Origin of the sequence: Parabacteroides goldsteinii DSM 19448 = WAL 12034, assembly GCF_000969835.1 — a bacterium.
GTDB lineage: Bacteria > Bacteroidota > Bacteroidia > Bacteroidales > Tannerellaceae > Parabacteroides > Parabacteroides goldsteinii.
Genome location: NZ_KQ033913.1, coordinates 1,227,128 through 1,249,702, shown reverse-complemented (window position 1 = coordinate 1,249,702; position 22,575 = coordinate 1,227,128). Strand labels below are relative to the sequence as shown.

The following is a 22,575-nucleotide window of genomic DNA, read 5'->3' as shown; positions in this document are numbered from 1 at the left end:
CTAGATTATCAATCATTTTGATACAGTCTCTCTTTCTTATAAAAGAAAGGTATTTTCGCTTTTTTCTCTTCCCGTTGAGATTCAAACTGTCGTTCAAACTCTCCATTTTCTATTTTTACCGTTTTTTTCTGACTCTCTCTTTCCTTTTTTTACGCACATTAACAATACGGGATTACTACTAAAAATGCACACCAAAAGCTGTACAACTCCGGCTTAGGAATTGTATAAAAAAAGCCCCGGCAAACAACTACCGGGGCTACGATTCTCTTATATATTTTAAGTATTAAGCATGCATCACCAATAACGGTGTATCGGTGTGAAATAGCATCTTGCGTGCAATCGACGGGTTGAACATACGTGCTAGAATATTGCGACGGTATGTGCTTAATGCAATCATGTCGATTTGTTTATCGCGGACAAACTTTTCGATAGCCAGCAACAAATCCCCGTCGGCCAGCACCGTATGGGTAATGTTTGCATCCGGATATTGTTTCAGGAAATATTCGCGGACACCAGTCAGACGTATTTCGTTCCATTCGTCTTTACTTGTCGATATATTGAACAGATGAATATGAATATCATATCCCTTCACCAGGTCCATAAATTCATCGAAAGCCACCAGGTCGCGCTGGTTGAAGGAAGTAGCGAATGCAATATTTTTGGCTTCGCTAAAATCATTGAAGCGTATGTTTTCCGGAATTGCCAGAACAGGTACTTTGTTCACTTCTATCACTTCACCGGTGACACTGCCAATCAGATCCATATCTTTCTGGCTCTTTCCACGCGTACCCATGACAATAAGCGTAGGATGATATTCCTTACAATATGCGAGGATTTCTTCTTCAGGCAGACCTTCCCGTAATACATAATTATATTTTACCTTAGGCAATTCGCCAGCCTGCATCTTACGATTGATCAATGTGCAGATGTTCTCCATATCGATCTGTACACGTTTCAACACGTTCTGTACAGACTCTTCTTCATTTACCTGGTAAGCCAACGTGTCTCCCATCGGAATTGCCGAAGGAAAATATGGGCTGAAATAAGCATGCATGATCATTACTTCCGCACCTGCATGATAGGCATAATTAATACCCAGTTCACAAGCCTTAATGGAATAATCAGAAAAATCAACCGGGATCAGGATCTTTTTCACCTGCGGGGCTGCAACTTCTTCCTGCGTATCCTCACTGAGCCACTTACTGTCCTCTATTATGCGCAAGGCATGAGGCAGATCACTTTCCTTAATTCTCACACGCACTCCTGCCGAAACGACCGGTTGAATCTGATTTACATTATGTATATAAACTTCAATTCCTTCCGTTTCAAGTATTGTTTTGAGAATCTGAGCTTTCTCGAACGTGTGAATAGCTAATGTTACTAATTTATCTTCCATACTCGTGTGTTTTTATAGATTAAACAATCGGAAAATGCTAATATCACTAATAAAAAAAATCCCACAGCGTTTTTGTTTAGTCAGCTATGGGATTTTTTATGTACTGTAAAATTCTTTACGCCTGCTGTGCTTCAGATACATCCTCTGTTTCCGCCAGTATCTGTAAAGCACGTTCAAATATTGTTGTATCATCCAGAACTACCAAACCACCATCTGGTCCGGGTTCGATATGTATCCCACAGCTTTTACCATCCTTATAATTATATCCACCAAAATAATTACGAACAGTTTCAACTGATAAACCTAACTCATCTGCAATACGATGAGTACTACCGTCAGGCAGACGGTCTTTAATTCTGCGCAATTCATTAAAAGTGATTGTCTTTGTCATGGTTTCCTTATTTTGAAGGTTAATACTTCGTTTATTAATTAATGGCACTAACTTAAGCAATATAAATCAGAGGGACAAATTATTTCGTTAAAATAAACCTTTTAGCAAACATGCTTTACGACATGTGTTATATTTAACTGTAACTACTTATTTTATCTTAAACAGGCAACTAATTGAACATTAAATACTGCTATTATTAAAACAGCAATGAAAATCGCATATACGATCAGACGCTTCTGCCCGACCGAATATAGCTCACTGGCATTACTGTTTGTACCGGTAACTACCGGACGGACTTTGACATATAGCCAATATACCAACCAGCCAAAGAATACTCCTGCGATCGCTCCGGGAACAATATCCGAAATAAAATGGACCCCCAGATATACACGGGTATAAGCGGTAAGAGCAGCCCAAAGGAAGATCGTCCATGTAAACAGCCGGTAACGGAACAACAATGACATAAAGGTCGCAAAACCGAAAGCATTAGCAGCATGGCTGGAAATAAAACCGTATCGGCCGCCCCGGTAATCAAAGACAGTTTTTACCTGATCCATAAAATCCGGATGATGTGTCGGCCGGAAGCGGGTAAAAATGGGTTTGCACACATGTGAAGCAAACTGGTCACAAAGAGTTATTACCAGCACTATCGCCAGTAATATCAGGATAGATTCCCGCCATTTCTTCTTATACAGCAGTACGACCAATATAAAAAAGGCTAACGGCAGCCAGACTGCCTTACCCGAATACAACCACATAAAGCGGTCAAGGAAAGGAGAATCGCTGCCGTTAAGCATGAAGAACAAATCCCGTTCGTAAACTAATATTTTTTCTACCATCAGATTGTTTCTATATCTTTTGTCGGCATCCAGCCAACATTACCATCTTCCAGTGCTATTTCACTCCAGTCGCCTAATGTACTTCTGACAGACACTTTTGTTCCTTCATGCAGAACGAACAAATCCGTACCACTTGCATCCGGAGAACTTTTCACTGTTACTGTCGGAGCAAAAACAATAGCATGTGTACGGTTTACCAGTTCGCTCTTCTGATTTGCGGCAAAGATATTTGTCATAATCACACAAAGCAAAAGCAGCACACCGATATAGAAACCGACTTTCTTCAGGCGAATCTGCCTTGAAAAGAAAAACAAGATCAGGCATCCGATGAATAAGATGAAACAAACGATTCCCATTTTAGCCCAGGAGTCAGCTGCTCCCATATTCTGAATGGATTCGAACCATCTGCTCAGGAAAAATCCGTCTACCGGTTCAATCTTGTCAACAGTCTTCTGACGTGCCATCTGTAAGTTGAAACGGACATCGGCGTCACCCGGATCAAGAACCAGCGCCCGCTCATAATTCAATATTGCAGAGGCAATCTTTCCTGCTTTGTAATAAGCGTTCCCCAGATTATAATAAATCTCCGGTGAGTCGCCATTACTTTTCAGTATTCCTTCATATAACTCGATTGCTTTTCCATAATCTTCTTTGGTATACGCAGTCTCAGCTTCCTTTATCGCTGCATCCTGTGCATAAGCAGTCCATGCCAGACACTGAATCAATAGAAAAAACAATATATTTCTAATCTTTATATTCGTTTTCATCTTATTGCTTTTTAATTGTATTCTCCATCTTACCAATGGCGTCTACGGTTAACTCATATAACTTATCCATAGCATCCGAAGCCTGAGCCGGCGCATAGCGGGCAAATTCGCAGGTGTTCAGAATATCCATAAACTCATTTGTTAAGGTATCATCCACACCAAATTTGGCCAATTCGGTTTCCACATTATCTTTGGTCAGACTTGCCTGAGGAATATTCAGTTTATCACTCAAATATCCCCACAAAGCCCGGAGAACTTCATCATAGAACTCTTCTTTCTTGTTTTCCTTCATCAGCTTGCCGGCATTCTTCAATCTCCTGACAGCGATTTTATTTGCCTTTTTAGTACGAACCAATGCTATGTTGGCATTTTCCTTTACTTGCTTGCGATAAATAAAGAAGAAGACAATAAACAGGATGGCCGGTACCAGATAGCACATGTAATACATGAACGATCCAAAGAAAATATCGTTGTTGGCAATGAAATTGAAATCTTTCACTTTCAGGAAACGGATATCTTTACCCAGATACTTCACACTCTCTTTATTGCTGAAATTAGACACGACCGGAGAATTACTGCTTCCCCCCTCGCCTTGTTCTACATGAAGCTTGTAAGGATCGGACTTCAATGTCTTATAAGTGCCTGATTTAGGATCGAAATAAGAGAAAGAGATAGCCGGTATCTCAAAATCTCCGGCATAACGGGGAATAGCCATGTATTCGATCGTTTTGCTTCCACTTACTCCGGCAGTTGTCGTTCTGACATCTGTTTCCTGTTTTGGGTCGAAAGTATCGAAATCATTCGGGAAAACAACTTCCGGATTCTTGATCAGTTTGATATTTCCGTTACCGGAAATCTTCACTTTAATAGTAACAGCATCATTTGTCTTTACATTATTGGAATTAATATCCGATGTCATGGTGAAATTACCTACCGCACCGGAGAACGATGCCGGTTTACCGGAAGGCAACGGCTTCACATCTATTGTAGCAGGACTCGATACCAATGCTTTCCGTACTCTGTCGTACATGTCATCGAAACTATCAAAGATGCTGCTTATTTTCCGTTGGGTCGGAATACTGATAATAGCGTCGAACTTACCGCTTTCTATTGTCAGTTTTCCTGAACGTTGCGGATAAAGGACTGTTTGTTTCAAAACAACGGTGAAATAGTTACGACCGTTATAATGTTCCTGCGACCATTGCTTTTCCTGCGGCAACTCTATCTCCTGAGCAAGAAATCCTTCAAACTCCGGAAATTTTACTCCTTCCAGTCCGCACATGCGTGCTGCATATAATTTGAAAGTGACCAGAAAACCTTCCTGTTCATACACATTCCGGTTTGAAACTTCCATTCTCACAAAATAATCATCCTTGCCTATACCTGTTCCGGCTTGTCCGCCATTTGCTTCGGCAGCCTTGTCCGGAGGAAGTACTTTTACACTTAACGAGTTGGATGTGTAATTCGCTCCTTTTACCTTGATAGAAGCTGCCCCGATATTAAACGTACCCTCTTTCTTCGGCATCAGGATATAAGTAAATGTGTAAGCGACTTCCGAAGAAACATTTCCATTAATAATCTGAGTACTCGAACTTGTGGCAAGAGACGGCCCCATCAGTACTTCGAAATCCGTAAGTTCGGGTATCCGCAAATCGCTTGCCTTCGCTTCAGCATTTACGGTATACGCCAATCTGAATTGTTGCCCCATCACAACAGCATTCGGAGCGACTGCCTTAAAGGTCACATCAGCGGCCTTTGCCATCACCCCGGCTGTTAGAAATAGAACGAATAAGAAAGCTAATCTTCTCATTATATTGTTGTTTTTTCTGTTTTCTGTATCAATTACCACTCTTTATCTGTTTTGCGACGTTGTTGCTGTTGTGCCTGTGCTTTCTTTACTTTCTCCTGCGTATCCTTTTCATCCTGCAGGAAGGCATCGAGCATCTGCTGCGCATTGTCCCGACTCATCTGTTCATTTTGCTGCTGTTCTTGCTGAGTCTTATTTTCTTTCTTGTCGTCTTGCTGTTGCTGCTGCTGGTCTTGTTGCTGTTGATCGTCCTTATTTTCCTGATCTTCGTTCTTGTCCTGGTTCTGCTGATCCTGGTTTTGATCCTGATTCTCATTCTGTTGATTTTCCAGCAACTTCTGGGCTAATGCCAGATTGTAGCGGGTCTCGTCATCAGCCGGATTCAAACGCAAAGACTGTTTGAATGCTTCCACACTTTTGTCATACTCTTTATTCTGCATGCTAATGTCGCCCAGATTATGGAATATATTTGCAAGACGGGCTTTTCCTTCTTCAGTTTCAGCCATCTTTTCAGCAATACCGGTCAGCAACTGGTATTGCTCAGCTGCTTCAGGAAACTTTTTCTGTTTGTATAAGGCGTTCCCCAGATTGTAAGTTCCTTCAACTGAACGGGGATTTACTTCCAGACTTTTACGGTAAGCAATTTCCGATTCGGTAAACTTTTCGTTGCCATACAACTTGTTTCCTTCACGTACGTTCTTACGTTCAGCCTTTTGGGCAAACACCGCTCCCGAGCAAAACAGGAGCGCTCCCATCCATATCATTGATTTTCGTATACGTCTCATCTTATCCATTGAATTAAGAGAACAATTTTACTTTTCTGAAAATTCGGTTCTTCCTGTCTAAGGTAAGGAAGTCTACGATCAACAGGATCAATGCGATCCATGCCAGTGTCTGAAATTGTTCGTTGTATTCGGAATAGACTTTGCTGTCGAGTTCCGATTTATTCATCTTCTCTATCTCTTTCTGCAATGCTTTCAATGCAGAGTTGGTATTGTCGGCACGGACATACATGCCATGTCCTGCGGCTGCGATCTCCTGGCACATTTGTTCGCTCAACTTCGTGATAACGACATTGCCGTCTTTATCCTTCATATAATTGTTGGCTCCTGCAACAGGAATCGGGGAACCTTTCGGATCACCCATGCCGACAATATTCACATGAATGCCTTTTTCGGCAGCAGCGGCAGCGGCTTTTACAGCATCGCCTTCATGGTTCTCACCGTCCGTGATCAGGATAATTGTCTTATCGGATGTTTCACTGGGAGTGAATGAACGCATAGCCAGATTGATAGCCGAACCAATAGCCGTACCTTGTGTCGACACCATCGACGGGTTGATGGATGACAGGAACATCTTTGCCGAAATATAATCGGAAGTGATCGGCAGCTGGGTGAAAGCGTCACCGGCAAAAACGATCAACCCCATCTTGTCATCCTTAAAACCATCCGTCAGTTTCGACAACATCTGTTTAGCTTTATCCAGACGGTTGGGTGATACGTCTTCGGCCAACATGGAGTTGGAGACGTCCAGGCAAACCATTATTTCGACGCCCTGGCGTTTTACGGTTTCCAGTTTAGAACCAAACTGCGGTCCCGCAATAACAAAGATAACCATCGTGATGGCTCCGAACAATAGCCAAAACTTCAGATGCTGGCGTTTGGGAGATACCTCCGGCATCAACTCTGCCAACAATTCGGGATTACCATATTTCTTTATTGCTTTTTTCTTCAGGATGATTGCATATACATAAAATGCAATCAACACCGGAAGGATGAAAAGCAAGTACAAAAAGTCCGGATGTGCAAAACGAAACATAAGCCTTTATATTTACGGTATATTTCTTAACAATGTATTTCTCAATAAAATCTCAACCAAAAGCAAAGCGAATAGCAACAAGGCCCAGTTCTTATATTCTTCCTGTTTCTTGCTATATTGCTGAACGCTGATCTTGGTCTTTTCCATCTTGTCGATCTCCGAATAGATTTCTTTCAGACTGGCATTATCCGTTGCACGGAAATACTGTCCGCCGGTCGTTGCCGCAACCTGTTTCAAGGTCGCTTCATCGATCTCGACTGGAATATCCTGATATTGTACCCCGAATGCCGTTTGGAACGGATAAGGAGCCATACCTTGTGTCCCTACCCCGATCGAATAAACCCGGATACCGAATGTTTTGGCAATCTCTGCAGCTGTTACCGGCGCAATCTCACCCGCATTATTCACACCATCGGTCAAGAGGATAATCACTTTTGATTTAGCCTGACTGTCTTTTATACGACTTACCGCATTAGCCAATCCCAGGCCGATGGCAGTTCCATCCTGGATGATTCCCGGTTGAATGTCCTTGAACAGGTTTAACAACACCGTATGATCAGTCGTCAGCGGGCACTGTGTGAAACTTTCAGCTGCAAAAACGACCAACCCGATATTATCGTTCGGACGACCGTTGATGAAGGAAGCCGCCACATCTTTGGAGGCCTCCAGGCGGTTCGGTTTCAGGTCCTGTGCCAGCATACTACTGGAAATATCCATTGCCAGTACAATATCGATACCTTCTGTCGAGGTGTTTTGCCAGCTATTCGTCGACTGCGGACGAGCCAGTATGATAATAAGTACCGTCACTGCCGCCATCCTTAATATAAAAGGAACATGTCTCAGGTATACTTTCCATGAAGTTGCTCCCGGTGCATCGAATGCCTCCGAAGATGATACCTGCAAACTAGCCTGACTTTTGCAGAGCTTCCAGATATACCATCCTATCATCGGGATAAGCAGCAATAACAAATACAGATATGTAGGATTTGCAAATACCATTTTATTCTTTTGTTATATTAGAATCGTTTGTTTCAGTTGCTTTCCCTTCCGTCTCTGCTTCAGGAACGGCAACTTCTTCAATCTTCGTCTGATTAATAAATAAGTATGCATTCACCATACTCAGATCATTCTCATCAGGCAGCGGATTCATTTTTGCGAATTTCACGAAATCAGACAAATTAAGTATCTGTTTCAGATTTTCGTAAACCGAATCAGCTTCGTGCTGCTTGCGGATAATGTCCAGGATTTCGCCGGAAGTCATTTCCATCGCATTGATATCGAAGCGGTCCACGATATAGCGACGCAATGTCTCGGTGATTAACGTATAATACTCCTTGCTGCGACCCTGCTGCCAGAGTTTCTGCTGCTTGATCTCATCCAGTTCCTTGATAGCCTGCTCGTGAGGCGGGAGCTTCGGTTCCGGTTTCTTGAACGGGATAAGGGATTGCTTGTTGCGTATACGTTTAATAATATAGGCAATCACGCAAATCAGGAACAGAGCCAGCAATATGCCATAGATAAGCGGATAGTAGTCTGCCAGCACGAAAGGCGGTTTCCATATATCCTTTATATCATAAAACTCTTCCGGTTTATCCACATTCACAGGAATGGTCGAAACTTTCAGGGCCACCTGGTTTGAATAAACAGTATCGACTCCGTCGATTACTTTGAGTGGCGGCAACAGATACAATGACGAATCGAAAGAGGTTATCAGAATATCCTGCTTGATCAGCAGGCGGTCGTTCTCGATAACCGACGAATCCGCTTTAGAAAGGCTCAGCACTTCTACCCCACGCATCAATGTGTCGTTGGGAATCACTATCTGAACCGGTTTGTCCTTGTCTGTCGTAACCGTCAAATGTAAAACAGTCTGTTCTCCGATCAGGATGGCAGCCGAGTCGATCTTTACATCGATCAATGTCTGCTGTGCCACCATCTTCCCTCCTGCCAGCAGGAACAGAAGAAGAAACAGAAAGCTTTTATTTATTATTTTCTTTTGCATGCTTAACTACGTTTATCAAAAAGAGCAATCAATGCCTTCACATAATCATCTTCCGTACGAATAGAAACCGAATCTACCCGGCATTTCTTGAACGAATCGCTCATGATAGTCTGCCGGCGATTCCACCATTCCTTATAGGCTTCGCGGACGCGGGCGGAAGAACTGTCGATCCAACGTTCTGCACCGGTTTCAGCATCTTTTATCTTCATCAATCCGACAGACGGAAGTTCAGTTTCGCGACGGTCGTACACCTGGATAGCCACCACGTCATGTTTACGGTTGGCAATCGTCAGGGCGTCCTTAAAACCATCCTTATCGATAAAGTCGGATATCAGGAAAGTCGTACAACGTTTCTTTATGGCGTTGGTCAGGAATTTCAAAACCTGAGCGATATCCGTCTTCGTATCCTGTGGCTTGAAGTCGATCAGTTCGCGAATGATATAAAGAATATGTTTTTTCCCCTTCTGAGGTGGAATAAATTTCTCGATCTTATCAGAGAAGAACACCACACCGATCTTATCGTTATTTTGTATAGCCGAAAAAGCCAATGTCGCAGCGATCTCCGTAATAACCTCTTTCTTCATTACGTTCACGGAACCAAAGTCTCTACTCCCCGATACATCGATCAGCAACATCACGGTCAGTTCGCGCTCTTCTTCGAACACCTTTACATAAGGGCGCACATAGCGGGCGGTCACGTTCCAGTCGATATCGCGGATATCGTCGCCGTATTGATACTCGCGCACTTCGCTGAACGCCATACCACGGCCTTTAAAGGCAGAGTGGTATTGTCCTGCAAAAATATTGCGGGACAAGCCGCGGGTCTTTATTTCAATTCGCCGAACCTTCTTTAATAGTTCACTTGTTTCCATTTTTCTTCAATTTGTGCTTTCAAAACTGATGTAAAACCGTTTCCCAAGTTGGGAAAGCATTTTACAAGGGTGAAAAACCGTTTCCCAAGTCGGGAAAGCATTTTACAAGGGTGAAAAACTGTTTCCCAAACCGGGAAAGCATTTTGCAAGGGTGTAAAGTCGTTTCCCACGCCGGGAAAGCATTTTACAAGGGTGCAAAGTCGTTTCCCAAACCGGGAAGGCATTTTTCACCAGTAAAAAAGCATTGCCAGAACCGAAGGTTAAGGCACCTCTACCTTATTAAGGATTTCGCTGATCACCTCTTCGGATGTCAGGTTATTCGCTTCCGCTTCGTAGCTCAAACCGATACGGTGGCGCATCACGTCGTGGCATACGGCACGGATATCTTCCGGAATCACATAACCTCTGCGTTTGATAAATGCATAAGCACGGGCAGCCAGCGCCAAATTGATGGAAGCACGGGGAGACGCACCGAATGCAATCATATTGGAAAGGTTTGCCAGGCCATGTTCCTGCGGGAAACGGGTTGCAAACACGATGTCGACGATGTAGCGTTCGATCTTTTCATCCAGATATACTTCACGCACAACTTTACGTGCTTCCAGTATCTCGTTCTTTGTCAGGATCGGTTTGATATCCGGTTTGATGCCGGAGATGTTCTGACGGATGATTAGTTTTTCTTCCTCTTTCTTCGGATAGTTGATGATCACTTTCAGCATGAAACGGTCTACCTGCGCTTCGGGCAGCGGATAAGTACCTTCCTGCTCGATCGGGTTCTGGGTTGCCATTACCAGGAAGGGTTCCGGCAACTTATACGTGTTTTCGCTGATTGTCACCTGACGTTCCTGCATGGCTTCCAACAGTGCACTCTGAACTTTGGCCGGTGCACGGTTAATTTCATCCGCCAACACAAAATTAGCGAAGACCGGGCCTTGTTTTACCTGAAATTCTTCGCTTTTCTGACTATAAATCATTGTACCGATCACGTCGGCCGGCAGCAAGTCCGGCGTAAACTGTATACGGCTGTATTTGGCATCGATCAGTGAGGCCAATGTTTTAATGGCAAGTGTTTTAGCCAAGCCGGGAACACCTTCCAGCAGGATATGCCCATCTGAAAGCAGACCGATCATTAACGATTCAACCAAATGCTTCTGTCCAACAATTACCTGGTCCATGCCCATCGTAATCATGTTTACAAACGAACTTTTACTCTCAATCCGTTCGTTCAACTCACGAATGTCTACTGTCTGACTCATAGATTTTTTTTCTTATTTATATTGTTATTGTTTCTGCTTGTTTTTATAGTTGCACAAAATTAGAAATGTTAAATTCGTATCCTTCACTTTTGCAGTTAAATAATACTAACCGGAGCGAGAACTATTTTGTTTTATTTTACTTAAAATCGTGGATTTTAGTTACAATTTTCCGGACAATATTTCTGTTTGACGTGCAGCGGCTTTCTCTACGGAAGCACGGCTATGTTTGTCTATTCCGTACAACTCCGGTGCAGGCACCTGTATCTCAGTACCTACGGGGACATTGTTCGGATCCTTGATGACTGATTTATTATATTCATACAGGTAAACCCAGAATATTTTACTTCCATAATATTCAAGAGAAATCAAGGTCAGACGGCTTCCCGGTTCTATTTTTACTTTTGCCAGTATTTTAGGTGTTTGTGCCGCAGGCTCGACTACCGGCGCTACGGATTCGACGGAAACAGTATCCTTCTCCTCTACCGTTTCAAGTTCCGCTTCTGTTACTTCGGATTCTTCCACACGGGTCGTATCCTCAGGAACAACAGCAGTTCCCGGCAACGACATACCGGTCAGGACAGTCGATCCCGACGTATCAGATCCCAGGAATAAACTCCGGTTAAGATACAGGAAGATACCTGCTATTGCAACAATGGCAACGACACCGACGGATACCAGTATTTTGATCCAGGAAGAAGCCGTCGGCTCCTCGTCTTCAATCTGAAACCCGTCCATGCCAGGATAATTGGCAACTGAAGGTTCTTGCTTCGTTTCTTCTTTTAGCTGGTCTGAAGATGTATTTTCCGGTTCGGTTTGCTCAGGAATATCATTTTCTGCCGGAGAGGGCTCGTCCGGGACTATCGATTCTTCGATTACTTCTTCCGGTTCATTTTCTGCGGGTTCTTCGACCGGCTGCTCAACCTCCGGAAGTTCTTCAGAAACACAGACATCATCTGTCGGCTGCAATGGCTCCGGTGTTTCAACGATCACTTCTTCGCTTTCCTGAAGGATTTCTTCGACAGATTCATCTTCCGCTTCTTTGTCTTCCACCGTATTGGATACGTCCAGATCGGTAAAGTCAACATCTTCGTTCAATTCCGTAGTTTCAAAAAAAGAGAACGGTTTATTTACCAGTTCACGTAATTCTTTATCAGGGAGGAAGGAAAACTTATAATGTGCAGGTATCAGGAAACGCTCGCCTGTATTCACATGGATACTCTCCCGTTTTTCTACCAAAACGATTTTAAAACTACCAAGTCCTTTTATTTTAGCTACTTTATCGGTAAAAACTCCTTGTGATACGATGGCAATAAACTCTCTCAGGAACTGCTCGGCGCTATTCCTATCCTTTCCGGTACGCTCGGCCAGTAAACCGGCCAGATCTTGTATTGTCAGCCGACTATTCATTGTCGCTCAATTCTTTTAGTTTGGATTTCAGGGTCGCCCCCGGCTTAAAGACAGGAACCAGTTTGGGCGGGACCAGATAACGTTTTCCACTTGCAGGATTAACAGAGATACGTTCCGCTTTCTTCTTGACTTCAAACAGCCCGAATCCCTGTAAATAGACAGCATCATTATCCGCCAGTTTCGAACCGACCACAGCCCCAAAAGCGGCTAACATTTCTGTTACCTCTTTCGACGTCCATCCCAGTTTTACAGATAATTCTGTAATCAGTTCCTTGTTTTTCATACTTGCTTCATCTATAGATTCAGCCACGATATTAGTAATTTTTTTGTAAACAGACAAACTTCTTAATGCTTTTTATATCAAAGCAACACTTTTCCGTAAAGGTCGAAAGCCTGTGATTCTTCGATATTTACGTTGTAAAACTCTCCCGGTTTCAATGAGTGCTCTTTAAAAACAATCACTTCAGGGTCCACCTCCGGAGAATCGAATTCGGTACGACCGATATAGCCGTCTTCCTCTTCCCGGTCGATTATTACTTTAAAAGTTTGACCCACTTTCGACTCATTCACCCCGGCAGATATTCTCTCCTGTATCCGCATGAGATAATCCAGACGTTCCTGTTTGACTTCGTCGGGGACATCATCCGTATAATTTTTGAATGAATAGGTACCCTCTTCATGGCTATAGGCAAAAGCACCCATACGTTCGAAACGTGCCTTTTTGACAAACTCGACCAGTTCTTCAAAGTCCTGCTCCGTTTCACCCGGATGGCCCACCATCAAGGTTGTACGGATATGGATACCCGGAACTTCTTCACGGATGCGTTCCAGCAAAGCATACGTTTCTTCCTTCGTGATATTGCGGCGCATTTTTGTAAGCATCGGATCGCTGATATGTTGTAAAGCGATATCCAGATATTTGCAGACATTTGCACGTTCACGCATCACCCGCAATAAATCATAAGGGAAATGGGTAGGATAAGCATAATGCAAGCGAATCCATTCCACTCCGGGGATATCAGAAATACGTTCGACCAATTCCGGCAACGCGTACCTTTTATATATATCTTTTCCGTAATAAGTCAAATCCTGGGCGATCACCTGAAATTCTTTTACACCCTGTGCCACAAGCAAACGGACCTCTTCTTCTATCTGCTCCATCGGAAGGGACTGGTAATGTCCGGTACTGATAGGAATGGCACAATAGGAACAAGTTCGGTTACACCCCTCCGCTATTTTCAGAAAGGCATAATGTTTCGGGGTGGTCAATACACGGTCGGAAGCCAGTTCACGATGATAAGACTTACCGATATCGGTAAGGAGTTGCTTCCAGTTGAATTTACCGTAAAAGCGGTCTACCTCCGGCAATTCCTGTTTCATTTCCTCCAGAAAACGTTCGGTGAGACATCCCATTATATACAACTGGCCGATCTTTCCTTTTTTCTTGGCTTCACCCAGTTCCAGAATCATGTTGATCGATTCTTCCTGCGCATCACCGATAAAACCGCAGGTATTAACGACAACGATCTCCCCGTTTATTTTATGCGGATCATGCTCCACCGTATAACCGTTAGCTACAAACTGACGCATCAACTGTTCAGAATCGACCAGATTCTTCGAACATCCAAGCGTTATGATATCTACTTTATTTTTCCTCATATTATTTTACGAACTGATAGTAACTAGTTCCCCTCTTGAGAGGGGATAAGGGGTGTGTTATAATTCTGTCCAAAAACAGGCTTTAACACACCCCCTGCCCCCTCTCAAGAGGGGAAAAGTTACTCTTATCTGGTATTATTATTCTCCAAATAGCGAATTGACAAATTCCTTTTTATTAAAGACCTGCAGATCCTCCATTCCTTCACCCAGGCCGATATACTTCACTGGGATACGGAAATGGTCTGAAATACCGATCACTACACCACCTTTAGCCGTTCCGTCCAGTTTCGTTACAGCCAGCGCATTCACTTCGGTTGCAGCAGTAAATTGTTTTGCCTGTTCAAAAGCATTCTGACCTGTCGAACCGTCCAGAACCAACAAAACTTCGTGAGGAGCATCAGGGATAACCTTCTTCATCACATTCTTAATCTTGGTCAACTCATTCATCAAGTTTATCTTGTTATGCAAACGGCCGGCCGTATCGATGATAACGACATCCGCACCATTTGCCTTGGCTGAACTAAGCGTATCAAACGCTACGGAAGCCGGATCAGACCCCATCTTTTGTTTTACGATAGGCACGCCTACCCGTTCACTCCAAATGACAAGCTGTTCCACCGCTGCAGCACGGAATGTATCGGCTGCTCCCAAATAGACATTCTTTCCGGCTTTCTTGAACTGGTAAGCCAACTTTCCGATCGTAGTAGTCTTACCGACACCGTTCACACCGACTACCATAATTACATAGGGCTTTTTATCTTCCGGCACAGTAAAGCTTTCGGCATCTTCCGTATTGTTTTCGGTAAGCAGAGTTGCGATTTCATCGCGCAACAATGTCGTCAGTTCCTGGGTAGTTACATATTTATCCCGGGCTACGCGCTTTTCGATACGCTCAATGATCTTCAACGTCGTATCTACACCAACGTCGGAAGTGATAAGCACCTCTTCCAGATTATCCAATACTTCATCATCGACCTTGCTCTTACCGGCAATAGCCCTGGTGAGTTTAGAAAAAACATTTTCTTTGGTCTTAGATAACCCTTTGTCTAAAGTTTCCTTTTTTTCTTTACTGAAAAAGCTAAAAATACCCATATATTAATTCGCTTAATTTATTTCTGCTTAGAATGAGGCTGCTAAGTTACAACTTTTTTAGTTGACAGATGACAGTTGACCGTGGAAAGTTATTTGTTTTCCGCAAAAACAGCCCTGCCACCTGCTTGTTGCAACTTAACCGTTTCTTCCTTTATAGTCTTCGTAACCGAATGTTCTGTAGACCACCAGTTCATCATCCTTACTCCAGAGAGCCAATGACGGATGCGGTATGCCGTTGAACATGGATGTTTTGACAATCGTATAGTGAATCATATCTTCAAAGACGATCTTGTCCCCTATCTTCAGCGGTTCATCGAATGACCAGTCTCCCATATAATCACCACTCAGACAACTGTTTCCGCCGATTCGGTAAGTAGGCTTTCCCCCTACCGGATCTGTAGCATTACGGATAACCGGTTTATATGGCATCTCCAGGCAATCAGGCATGTGGCAGGTAAACGAAGCGTCAATTATAGCCGTCTTTATTCCGTGGTTTTCAACGATATCCACAACGGTTGTCAGGAGAAATCCCGTTTGCCATGCAAAGGCGCTTCCTGGCTCCATAATGATCTCTAAATTAGGATACTTAGCCTTAAAACCCTGAAGTAATGATATCAGATGCTCCGTATCATATCCTTTGCGAGTTATCAGATGTCCGCCCCCCATATTCAACCATTTTATATGCGGAAGAAAACGTCCGAAACGCTTCTCCACTTCTCCCAATGTTTTTTCCAGATCGAACGAAGTCGATTCACATAATGTATGGAAATGCAATCCTTCCACTCCTTCCGGTAATTTTTCACCCAGCAGGTCGGCTATAATGCCCATTCGCGAACCGGGCGCACAAGGATTGTACAATTCCGTTTCCACATCCGAATATTCCGGATTAATGCGTAAACCGCACGATACCCGATTCCCATCTGCTTTTACCATCGGATAAAAACGCTCGAACTGAGACAAGGAATTAAAGGTTACATGACTGCTGTATTTTAATATGGTAGGAAAATCCGTTTCCGTGTAAGCCGGCGAATAGGTATGTGCCGGACTTCCCATTTCTTCAAAAGCCAATTGTGCCTCAAACTTCGAACTGGCCGTTGAATAAGGTATATACTCACGAACGATCGGAAAAGATTTCCATAAAGCAAATGCTTTAAATGCAAGAATTATATTCACTCCTGCCCGCTCCTTCACACTTTTGATCAGTGCCAGGTTATTACGAAGCAGCTTCTCTTCCATTACATAACAAGGAGAGGGTATTACGTTGAAATCGATCATTTAGTTTCTTTATTCTATTAAACAAGCTACAAAGATAATCTTATATTCATAATATCCCACCTTATAGACCTGAAGAAGATTTGTATGGTAACTAATTTGTTTTTGAGGACGTCGAAAACAAACTACATAGTAATAAATCCAATAAGCATATCCATTATCTGTCAACTATGACAATATAGCTTTTCTTCCCTTTTAACAATGAGAATAAAGGATGCTATTTAGTAACATTATAGTGTCACTCACTTTCACTCAGTAAATAGTTATACTCACAGCTCTCAACTTAGGCTTGGCTAATTTTTATCTAACTATTGTACTTACACAAGGTATAGATTTTTTATTCGATTCAAACTTTCTTATTTGATATAAAATAGTATATTTGTTACTTGTATAAGTATCCTGTAATTCTGAATATCATGAAACAACTATTATTACTTCTACTTCCTTTTTTATGTCTGTGTTGTAATTCATCCGACAAAGAATATGAAGATTACTCAAAAGAAGTTCTTATTACCGGGAAAATTTTGAACAGAGATTTTTACCCGCAGGAAAAAGACTTAACACTTATCGTTCCTTTTTTCCGGGATCAGGAAACGAAATATGTTGTTCCTATTGCAGAGGACGGTAGTTTTTCATTTCATTTTTCTCCTTACGCTAAACTCCGGAATGTACAGATCAATAAGTTTGCAGACCATATATTAGTCAGTCCAGGCGATAGTTTGCATGTGGAGATAGACTTTAAAAACATACTTAATCCGAAGATTTTTGGAGATGCAGAGAAAAGGAATCAGGAAACAAATACTTTCGTACAGAGCGGACGCTATTATATAGAACACTATTCGATCAGAGGAGATCTGGAACCGGAGGCTTTTGATGCAGAACTGCAACAAGAATATCAACTACGACAAGAACGCAGACAGGAGTTTCTCGAAAAATACAAACCGGATGAAGAAATACAGCAATACACAAACAAACTCCTGGAGATCGATTATTATTGCACACTAATAAGCTACCTGAATAACCGGAGCTGGCAAAATAAAGATATCTCCAGATACAACAAACAGGAAATATTTGTTAAGGTCGATTCTCTTTTCGAAGGGGAAATCATTCCGTCAAATATATTCAAACTGACAGAGATCGTTAACTCTTTTATCTCTTACCCAATATATAAGATGAAGAAAGAGAAGACTACTCTCGATGATATCATAGCAGCCTACCCTACCGGAAAGAATATCAGGCAATATCTTTATGCTGCATCAATCTCACAATCGTTAATAAGTAACGATACAACACTCTTTTCCAGTCGGCAAAAACAGCTCGATTCAATTGTGCATATTCCTGTTTTAAACCGTGAACTTCATCTGGCTTATCAAAACAAAAAAGATTTTCTGAAAAATCCCCGTACCGTATCCAATTATATGCTTTATGGGAACTATTCTGATATGCCAAACTCAAAGATTGACACAGATTTTATGAAACCCATTTATGAAATACTGGACAAATATAAGGGAAAAGTAATCTACCTGGATTTTTGGACTACATCATGCCCCCCTTGCCTGAAAGAAATGGAACCACTCAAAAAACTTCGTAAAGAATATTCTCCGGGAGATGTCGTTATAGTAAGTATTTGTGCCGGCGGTCCCAAAAAGACATGGGAAGATTTAGTGAAACGGCTGGATCTGCAACAGCCAGGCATCGATTGCCTGTATCAAACAGACATTTCGGATGAGAACTCTTTTTATAAAATATTGAACCGACTGGAATTAAAAGGTTACCCTCATTATCTGTTACTCAATCGGGAAGGGATCATTGTGGATTATGGGACAGTGGTACGTCCCAGTGATCCGCGAACCAAACAGAAAATAAATAGTTTATTGTAAGCGTTTATCCGATAATCGTCAACCTGGCAAACTTCAATAGTAACTGTTTTTGTCCGAAATGGGTGAATGCTACCGTTGCTTTTGCATTTCCGCCATCGCCTTCGATAGCAATGACTTCTCCTTCTCCAAAACGGTCGTGACGTACTTTTGCTCCGACACGTAAACCGGAAAGGTCGGATGCAGGAGCAGAAGACGACGCCGGAGTGGATGTTGTTGTTTCTACTTTTGTCAAACGCTGGCGTTGCTGTGCCTGTGCCACAGGAGAGATAAAAGAAGGTTCTTCCTTCTCCACTGCACGTGGCTGCTGAAAAGGTGAAGTAAATGCCGGACGCTGGAACCGTTCGCGGGCAGCGGCAAAAGTATCTGCCGACGAATCCGCCGGAACATCCAGGAAGCGCACATCGATATCTTTCAGAAAACGGCTGGGAGAACACATGGCGCTTTGCCCGTTCCGGAAACGACTTTTGGCATAAGTCAGCACACAATTTTCTTCGGCACGGGTGATCGCTACATAGAACAAACGACGTTCCTCTTCTACCGCACGCGGATTATCCTTGGACATAGATGATGGGAACAACTCCTCTTCCAAACCGACAACAAACACATTTTTAAATTCCAGTCCCTTAGCGGCATGTACGGTCATCATCGTTACTTTATTAGCCTGCTCGTCTTTGTCATTATCCTGGTCGGTCAGCAGGGATACCTCCGAAAGGAAGTCTGCCAAAGAAACCTGTTCGACTCCTTCTTCACGTCTCAACTCACAGAACTCGGCAATACCTTTCAATAACTCCTGTAAGTTTTCCTGCTTACTAATCCCTTCCACCGAACGGTCCTGAAAAAGAGAACTGACAATCCCACTCTCCTTGACCACTATTGCTGCCATTTCTTCGGCGGACAAGCGAGTGTTCTGCTCTATGAAACGTTCAATCATCTCACGGAAATCAGTCAGTTTCTTCGCTGTCCCGCTATTGATAGGCAAGTCGTAGTCGATAGGAGCATTCAGTACCGTCCAAAGACTCACATTATTGTCTGTAGCCGCACTTATTACTTTACCGACAGTCGTATCTCCAATGCCGCGCGACGGATAATTGATAACACGCTTGAATGCTTCTTCGTCATGAGGATTCACAATCAGGCGCAGATAAGAAATGATATCTTTTATTTCCTTCCGCTGATAAAATGACAAACCGCCATATATTTTATAAGGAATACCTCTTTTACGGAGTGCCTCTTCCAGGATACGCGACTGTGCATTCGTCCGGTACAGGATGGCAAAGTCTGCATAATCATAATCTTTGCGCAACCGCAACTCATTGATTGCAGAAGCGACAGCATATCCTTCCTCGTAATCCGAATAAGAAGCAGAAATACGCACTTTGCTACCCTCTTCCTTCTCCGAATAGACATTTTTATGAATCTGTTCCTTGTTCTTATGAATCAGACTGTTTGCCGCATTTACAATATTTTGTGTAGAACGGTAATTACGCTCCAGTTTAAAGATACGGCATCCGGGATACTGATTTTTGAATTGCAGGATATTGTCAATATTGGCACCACGGAAAGAATAGATACTTTGTGCATCATCCCCTACCACACAGATGCGGCGATGCTGCTCACAAAGTCTTTGGACTATCAGGTGCTGCGCAAAGTTCGTGTCCTGATACTCATCAACCAACACGAACTGGAAGAAACTGCGGTATTTCTCCAACACCTGCGGATGGTCACGGAACAGGATATTTGTCTGAAGCAACAAATCATCGAAGTCCATGGCACCGGCCTGCTGGCAACGGTTCTGATACCGTTTATAGATTTCACGCAGTAAAGGAACTTTCGAATCTATGTCATGCTGCATCAGTTCCTTGCTTTGTTCGTAGGCTTTCCAGGTAACCAGCGCATTCTTGGCATTAGAGATACGGCTTTGCACCATGCCGAGGCGATATACCTTATCGTCCAGCTGCATCTCTTTAATGATAGCTTTCAGCAGGCTCTTCGAATCTGTCGTATCGTAAATGGTAAAGTTGGAAGGATACCCGATATGCTCCGCTTCATAACGCAAGATACGTGAGAAGATAGAGTGAAACGTCCCCATCCACAGACGGCGGGCCGTCTGGTCACCGGTAATGGCGGCGATACGTTCCTTCATTTCACGGGCTGCCTTATTAGTAAAAGTCAGTGCCAGGATACTTTGAGGTGCCAACCCCAGATGTACCAGATAAGCAATCTTATAAGTAAGCACCCTGGTCTTACCCGAACCGGCACCGGCAATCACCAATGACGGACCTTCGTTATATTCCACAGCTTCGCGCTGACTTTCATTCAGTTTATTCAGATATTCTTCCACGTACCTTTTCTTTTAGGAACACAAAGGTACTAATTTTTATTTATTCGGATTTCATTAAATCATCATTCCTGTTATTTAAAGGGATTCGCGCAAATTGATACGATTGTGTTAGCAAGGATTACAATAAATTATTACCTTCGGGCGTTAATAAAAGAAAAACGATGAACATACGGTTAGCAGCAAATCTATCGGTACTCTTTACAGCTTGTATGCTTGTACTATCATTCAGTTTCGGCTTTCACAACTACTCGGAGGCACAGAAAGCAATCGTTTCGGACCTGAACCAGGCATTGCAGCAGACCATTATGCAAAATTCCGAGCTATGGATGAATCAGGATACGCTCAAAACCTATTCGCGCCTGTCCGCCGTCTTCGGAAATCCCGTTTCCATCGAAAGTTATAACAAAGATTTTGCCGAAGCATTGAAGCTCGAGCAATTAAAAGATAAAAGCGGCATCATCGTACATGTCAAAAACAAGAAAGCCATAGATAAACCGGTAACAGACGCAACGCCGGGAAAAGACCAGACTAAGAATTACCTGGCAAGTGATACCATTATCTGGTTAAGTGCAAATCTGAACCTCCCCGAATCCTCCCTGGAAGATTTGGGAATCTCTTTTCAGGGGTATGTAAACTATTCAGCCTCCGACGTCTTGGCGCTGACAGACAAGAAAGTTCCCCTCCTGCTCCTGTTGTTTGCCCTCCTGGCAGGTTGTCTTTCGTGGTTTTTAATGCGGCGCAAGCAAGCTGAAGCTCCTGTACAAAAAGAAAACCTTATCGCTTTCGGAAATCTTACTTTCTCATGCGACAAGGCTTGTTTCTATAAAGAAGACCAGGAAAAACTACGGTTAACCCCGCAGCAATATAAAGTAATGGAAATGTTCTACCTTACCTCTTCCCATATATTAGCACGCACTGATATTTGCGAAGCCCTATGGCCTGGCAAGGAGAATGCCGACGAAACGCTGAACACCCTGATACGCCGCCTCCGCCCGCTTATCGAAGAAAACAGCAATCTCAAAATAACGACAGACCGCGGACGGGCTTACCAGCTGGAAATCAAAGAACCGGTAACAGAGACCTATACCCAGACTGCCTGAACAGAGAGAAACTTTTACACGTAAAAGAATAATTATGAACAAAAATCAGCAACCGGAATGGCTTGAATGGGCCAAGGAACTACAATTTATCGCACAAGCGGGGTTAACATATTCAAAAGATGCTTTCGATATCGAACGGTTTGAACGCATCAGGGAAATATCGGCCGAAATAGTCAGCCGGCAAACCGGTTTGCCTTTGGAGAAAGTAAAGGACTTGTTTTGTAACGAAGAAGGTTTCCAAACACCTAAGCTGGACACAAGAGCCGCCATCTTTAAAGCCAACAGGATATTGCTGGTCAAAGAGAAAAACGGTACCTGGTCGTTACCCGGAGGTTGGGTGGACGTAAACCAGACCATAAAGTCGAACACGATAAAAGAAGTAAAAGAAGAAGCCGGCTTGGACGTCGAAGCAACCCGGATTATAGCGGTACAGGACCGGAACCTGCATAATCTGCCTCCCTATGCTTATAATGTCTGCAAAGTTTTTGTCCTCTGTGAAGCCAAAGGCGGAGATTTCCAGCCCAACATAGAAACGATAGAAAGCGGTTATTTCAGCCTCGATGAAATTCCCCCGCTAGCCGAAGAAAAGAATAATAAGGAACAGATAGAAATGTGCTTTGCCGCCTACCGGGATAAAGACTGGGAGGTACAGTTTGACTGAAAACCACGAATATCA

20 protein-coding genes are annotated in these 22,575 nt (G+C 43.1%); 3 read left to right on the top strand and 17 right to left on the bottom strand.

The genetic code is table 11. From position 1 onward, the window contains the following. Positions 1–283: 283 nt before the first annotated feature. The 16 genes from HMPREF1535_RS18115 to nspC all read right to left on the bottom strand — a co-directional run bounded on the left by HMPREF1535_RS18115 (position 284) and on the right by nspC (position 16,581). Positions 284–1,396 carry a universal stress protein gene (locus tag HMPREF1535_RS18115; protein ID WP_046147065.1) on the bottom strand — a complete coding sequence of 371 codons (1,113 nt, stop codon included), beginning with the start codon at positions 1,394–1,396 and terminating at the stop codon, positions 284–286. A 115-nt stretch (positions 1,397–1,511) separates the two neighbouring features. Beyond that, positions 1,512–1,787, bottom strand: coding sequence for a hypothetical protein (locus HMPREF1535_RS18110; RefSeq protein ID WP_007656557.1), 276 nt, complete (start codon positions 1,785–1,787; stop codon positions 1,512–1,514). A gap of 152 nt (positions 1,788–1,939) precedes the next feature. Further along, on the bottom strand, positions 1,940–2,626 hold the full coding sequence (locus HMPREF1535_RS18105) for a phosphatase PAP2 family protein (RefSeq protein ID WP_010803191.1): 687 nt from the start codon (positions 2,624–2,626) through the stop codon (positions 1,940–1,942). After that, the gene (locus HMPREF1535_RS18100; protein WP_007656555.1) at positions 2,626–3,393 is read right to left on the bottom strand and encodes a tetratricopeptide repeat protein; all 768 of its coding nucleotides are present in this window, start codon (positions 3,391–3,393) and stop codon (positions 2,626–2,628) included. The genes HMPREF1535_RS18105 and HMPREF1535_RS18100 overlap by 1 nt, the downstream gene beginning before the upstream one ends. 1 nt (position 3,394) lies before the next feature. After that, a complete protein-coding gene (locus HMPREF1535_RS18095) occupies positions 3,395–5,203 on the bottom strand; it encodes a BatD family protein (protein WP_010803193.1) in 1,809 nt (602 codons plus the stop codon). A 32-nt stretch (positions 5,204–5,235) separates the two neighbouring features. After that, positions 5,236–5,985: a tetratricopeptide repeat protein gene (locus tag HMPREF1535_RS18090; protein ID WP_187386437.1), complete on the bottom strand. Its 750-nt coding sequence runs from the start codon at positions 5,983–5,985 to the stop codon at positions 5,236–5,238. A gap of 13 nt (positions 5,986–5,998) precedes the next feature. Continuing rightward, positions 5,999–7,018, bottom strand: coding sequence for a vWA domain-containing protein (locus tag HMPREF1535_RS18085; protein WP_007656552.1), 1,020 nt, complete (start codon positions 7,016–7,018; stop codon positions 5,999–6,001). 12 nt (positions 7,019–7,030) lie between these two features. Continuing rightward, complete coding sequence (locus HMPREF1535_RS18080; protein ID WP_007656551.1) at positions 7,031–8,017, bottom strand: vWA domain-containing protein; 987 nt, start codon at positions 8,015–8,017, stop codon at positions 7,031–7,033. Between the two features lies 1 nt (position 8,018). After that, a complete protein-coding gene (locus HMPREF1535_RS18075; RefSeq protein WP_046147064.1) occupies positions 8,019–9,020 on the bottom strand; it encodes a hypothetical protein in 1,002 nt (333 codons plus the stop codon). Between the two features lie 2 nt (positions 9,021–9,022). After that, a complete protein-coding gene (locus tag HMPREF1535_RS18070) occupies positions 9,023–9,892 on the bottom strand; it encodes a DUF58 domain-containing protein (protein WP_010803197.1) in 870 nt (289 codons plus the stop codon). Between the two features lie 260 nt (positions 9,893–10,152). Then, on the bottom strand, positions 10,153–11,148 hold the full coding sequence (locus tag HMPREF1535_RS18065; RefSeq protein WP_007656548.1) for an AAA family ATPase: 996 nt from the start codon (positions 11,146–11,148) through the stop codon (positions 10,153–10,155). Positions 11,149–11,307: 159 nt separating this feature from the next. After that, positions 11,308–12,555 (bottom strand): HU family DNA-binding protein, encoded by a 1,248-nt coding sequence (locus tag HMPREF1535_RS18060; protein ID WP_046147063.1) that lies wholly within the window; start codon positions 12,553–12,555, stop codon positions 11,308–11,310. After that, positions 12,548–12,895, bottom strand: a complete 348-nt coding sequence (locus HMPREF1535_RS18055) for an HU family DNA-binding protein (RefSeq protein WP_007656546.1) — start codon at positions 12,893–12,895, stop codon at positions 12,548–12,550. Before HMPREF1535_RS18055 ends, HMPREF1535_RS18060 begins: the two co-directional genes overlap by 8 nt. Before the next feature lie 20 nt (positions 12,896–12,915). Further along, the gene (rimO, locus tag HMPREF1535_RS18050; RefSeq protein ID WP_046147062.1) at positions 12,916–14,214 is read right to left on the bottom strand and encodes a 30S ribosomal protein S12 methylthiotransferase RimO; all 1,299 of its coding nucleotides are present in this window, start codon (positions 14,212–14,214) and stop codon (positions 12,916–12,918) included. 138 nt (positions 14,215–14,352) lie between these two features. Further along, positions 14,353–15,306: a signal recognition particle-docking protein FtsY gene (gene ftsY / locus HMPREF1535_RS18045; RefSeq protein ID WP_007656544.1), complete on the bottom strand. Its 954-nt coding sequence runs from the start codon at positions 15,304–15,306 to the stop codon at positions 14,353–14,355. A gap of 135 nt (positions 15,307–15,441) precedes the next feature. Continuing rightward, entirely contained in the window at positions 15,442–16,581 is a 1,140-nt protein-coding gene (gene nspC, locus HMPREF1535_RS18040; protein WP_046147061.1) for a carboxynorspermidine decarboxylase, read from the bottom strand. 413 nt (positions 16,582–16,994) lie between these two features. Between nspC and HMPREF1535_RS18035 the strand changes: the two genes are divergently transcribed. Next, the gene (locus tag HMPREF1535_RS18035; RefSeq protein ID WP_046147614.1) at positions 16,995–18,458 is read left to right on the top strand and encodes a TlpA family protein disulfide reductase; all 1,464 of its coding nucleotides are present in this window, start codon (positions 16,995–16,997) and stop codon (positions 18,456–18,458) included. Between the two features lie 4 nt (positions 18,459–18,462). Here HMPREF1535_RS18035 and HMPREF1535_RS18030 read toward each other — a convergent pair whose 3' ends face one another. Next, a complete protein-coding gene (locus HMPREF1535_RS18030) occupies positions 18,463–20,799 on the bottom strand; it encodes an ATP-dependent helicase (protein ID WP_046147060.1) in 2,337 nt (778 codons plus the stop codon). 161 nt (positions 20,800–20,960) lie between these two features. Here HMPREF1535_RS18030 and HMPREF1535_RS18025 point away from each other — a divergent pair, with 161 nt between their 5' ends. Further along, complete coding sequence (locus tag HMPREF1535_RS18025) at positions 20,961–21,899, top strand: helix-turn-helix domain-containing protein (protein ID WP_046147059.1); 939 nt, start codon at positions 20,961–20,963, stop codon at positions 21,897–21,899. A 34-nt stretch (positions 21,900–21,933) separates the two neighbouring features. Beyond that, complete coding sequence (locus tag HMPREF1535_RS18020) at positions 21,934–22,560, top strand: NUDIX hydrolase N-terminal domain-containing protein (RefSeq protein WP_010803205.1); 627 nt, start codon at positions 21,934–21,936, stop codon at positions 22,558–22,560. Positions 22,561–22,575 lie beyond the last annotated feature (15 nt).